The organism is Marinospirillum sp. (assembly GCF_014859565.1).
This window is the reverse complement of the sequence record NZ_JACUUA010000290.1, coordinates 1-3,527: the sequence shown is the minus strand read 5'-3', so window position 1 is coordinate 3,527 and position 3,527 is coordinate 1. Positions and strand designations below refer to the sequence as shown.

Genomic DNA, 3,527 nt, shown 5'->3' with positions numbered 1-3,527 from the left:
GCTGCATCAAAATGCGCGGTATCCACCATCAAATAACGGTACTTTGGCAGGGCTAAAAAGTCCGTCCATTCCAGCTCTTCATAATCTTTGTCGAGTTGCTGCATATCCAATGCATAGAGGACCTCCCAGTCTTTAAGCTGAGCTTCGTTTTCAAAAACCTGCTCCAGCAATTCGATATGATCTGCCAGCCGATCCAGCGTGATGCAGTAGTTGGTTTCGGTAACAAACTTCTTTTTCAGCCAGAGCTTTTTCTGGAAGTTTTCCAACTGAGCAAGGAAGGCGATAATTTTTTCACCTAGGGTGCGGATTACTTCAATCTTGCTGAGTAGTGGCGCTAAACGGGCGGTATCATTTTTAAGTGAAGCAATATCTTCCCAGTCCAGCAGCTCATTTTTGATGTAAAAATCCAGCTCTCGGCTTAGGAAACCATCCAGGTCTTTATGGATGAAGTAATCAAAGGTGTTCTTCTTGGTGTAGTTGTTCAGCTGACCTTCCAGAATAGAGTAATCTGCCAGCTGGCCATCGGCTTTGCGATATGGCTGTTTCAACGCCTGTTGCCAGGTATCCGGCAACCCACAGGTTGTACCCAGCAGGGAAGTGACCGCAATAGCGCGAAGGTGCTCCTGCGTCGGTGCTTTTTTCTGTGCAGCGGCTGTTGCTTTGGTCTTAATGTCAGGCGTCCAGTCCTGTTCTGTCGCAGCTCGGAAGTGGAAACGCAGCTGCAACTCTTGGAAGACACTGCCATCCTCTAGTGGCTCGCCATCGATGAGTTCGAATGGCTGGTCTTGATCCAACACAAAGACTCGTTTTTTATCCTCACCTTCCTTGTTGTTGTCTTTAGCGCCGGCTTCAGCATCGACCAGCTTGAAATGCACTCTTAGCGGGTCTTCACCAAGCCTTGCCTCTGGTTTCAAGCGGAAGGTGTAGTCTCTCAATGTTTCACTGCTTTTGATGTAATACTGGTCTTTATTGGCCCAGTGCAACACCACCTCTTCACCCTGATAGGGTATGGCATAGGTGCCATCCTTATAGACACGGCGGGACAGAAAGTCGCCTTCATCATAGTAGCGATTGAAGAAGGTCACTAAAGCGTCATAGACCTCCCCCTCTTCGCGGGCCAGATCAAAGTTGTCTGCTAGCTTTGCCTTCAGCTCCTGCACTTTGGGCAAGGATTCGGGGTCAATGTCCAGTGCCTTGGCACCCTGAATGGCTTTCTCCAACTCCTGCTCAATCTGGGTTTTATCCTGGGTAGCAAAATCTTTGAAGGCTTCCTGAGTAATGCGAGGCAGATCACGCTCGATAAAGCGGTTAATGTCATCCTTACGAGCATGCATGATGCGGTAGAGGCCAAAATCCAGCTCAGGTTGGTTAAGCTGAAACATCTCTCTAAGTAGTTCAGCGAATTTCTGGCGACGCTGTTGTGCTTTGAGTTCTTGGGTGGCGTTACTCATGGCTGTTCTTTAATCCTAATGCTGCCCTGGGGCTTAAACTAATTGCCAGCGAATACGGAATAGCTGATGGCTGCTACTGTGCTGGTGCATCTGTTTTTCTAAGGCGTCGATCAACTGGTCACGACGCGCTTCTATTTCATCCTCAACATCAAAAATTTCCTGACGCTGACGACGTTGGAGTTTTTCTAAGTTCTTCAGAGTCTGCTGAGCTTGCTTTTGCTGTTCGACAGTCTCTGCCTGGCGAGTTTTGCGCTTGGCTTCTTTAATTTGAATGCGGGTATCATCCAGCTGCTGCTCAGCACTCAATAGCTGATCTTCAGCCCAGGCATCCAGCTTGTCTCTTTCCCTTTGAAAATACTGGTTGTTCTCATCCAGTACGCGGCTTAATTGAGCATCCAACTGCCGACTAGCCGTAGAAGCCAGGTAATCAAGCTGCTCAGCGTTACCGGCAATGTTTTCGCCTGTCACCTCAGCAGGGAGCTGAAACAGCAGTTCACATTGCTCCTGATCGAGCAATTGCTGTTGGTCAGTGACTGCAGTGAAAACCAGGTATTCTTCCCTCTGAAAGCTGTCGAGCTCCAGCTGGTTGAGCTCTAACCAGCCTGCTTGCCCGACAAGCTTTTCAAGGGCGGACAATCTTAACGGATAGTCACTGAGATTAAAGCTTAGTTTTGCAACAGGTGCGTTGATTCTTCGACCTGTATCCAGCACATGCTCGCCTAGTGGGTGACTGAGGCGATACAGGTGGCAGTGTTCCGGTGGTTCTGCCCCTTTCCTGATCAGGGCATAGCGTCCTTTAGCGACAGAGGGTAGCGGAGGGTGCGTGAGTTCAAATGTCAGCTGGGTATCGTCAAAAGTTGCTCGGTCATTCAGCTGGTGTTGAGTCAGATTCCAGAAAAGGCGACTGATACGATCCAGCTGCTGAACGGCTTTTTCTCGCTGGATTTTTAGCAGGTCATGGATACGCGCATCAAAGTGTTCTAAGAGCTTTTCCTGGGTTTCCTGCATTTTTTGGGTGATGCTGTCTTCCAGCTCTTTTTGCAGTTCGTTAAAGGCGGATTCGATTTCTGCTTCTGTTCGACAGGTGCTGTAAATCTCTGCAATGCGCTTTTCAAAATCCACTCCGGATTCTATTCGGCCCAGAACCTCATCAGAGGCACCAAAGAGACCATCAAACAGGTGAAACTTTTCACTTAGAAGCTCTAGAACCCTTCGATCAGCTTCATTCTTCTGGTTAAGGAAGTTGATTACCACCACATCAAATTTCTGACCATAACGATGGCAGCGGCCTATGCGTTGCTCGACGCGTTGTGGATTCCAGGGCAGGTCATAATTAACTACCAGACTGCAAAACTGAAGGTTCACACCCTCGGCAGCGGCTTCGGTAGCAATGAGAATGTCAGCGTCTTCTCGGAAGTGGTCTATGACGGCTGAACGGCGATCAACTGCTGGACTACCAGTAATTTGATCAGAACCGCTATTCTTTTTCAGCCAGCGTTGATAGGTGGCATTGCTGGCAGAATCATTGTTACTGCCATTGAAAATAGCGACCTTGCCAAGATGACCATGCCGTTCCAGGTATTGCTTTAAATAGCTTTGAGTGCGGCAGCTTTCTGTGAAGATTACGGCTTTCTTTTCTGCATTCATGTCTGCCATATGCTCAAAGCCTGTTTCTAAGGCTTTGAGTAGGGATTCAGACTTGGCATCTTCGGTAATGCGATGGGCTAAATCCAGGTATTGCTCTAGCTCAGCGATCTCAGAACGTAATTTATCTAAATTGATAGGGTCAGCGGATTCTTGAGGTATCTCGTCCTCGACAAGGTAACTGGCACTGGCTTCAGCGGCCTCATCCATTAGGTCACTTTCTAGCTCCTCCCCACCGATCAGCTGTTCTAACCAGTTGTCATCAGCCTGTTGATCTTCCTCCAGCTTTTTAAGGCGATCAATCATGGTTTCCAGGGTTCGTATGATTGCGCTGGTTGAAGAAGCTAGCAGCTTACGAACAACAAGCGTAACAAGGTGCCTTTGCTGCTTTGGTATTCCGTAGCTATCTTCACGCTGCAGGTATCCTGAAAC

1 protein-coding gene and 1 pseudogene are annotated in these 3,527 nt (G+C 48.4%); both read right to left on the bottom strand.

The features are described 5' to 3' along the window. Window positions 1-1,451 (bottom strand): annotated as a pseudogene (locus tag IBX50_RS18480) (site-specific DNA-methyltransferase); the annotation flags it as partial. A gap of 33 nt (window positions 1,452-1,484) precedes the next feature. Beyond that, window positions 1,485-3,527 (bottom strand): helicase-related protein (locus IBX50_RS18475; protein WP_292257872.1); only part of this gene is annotated, 2,043 nt, incomplete at its 5' end.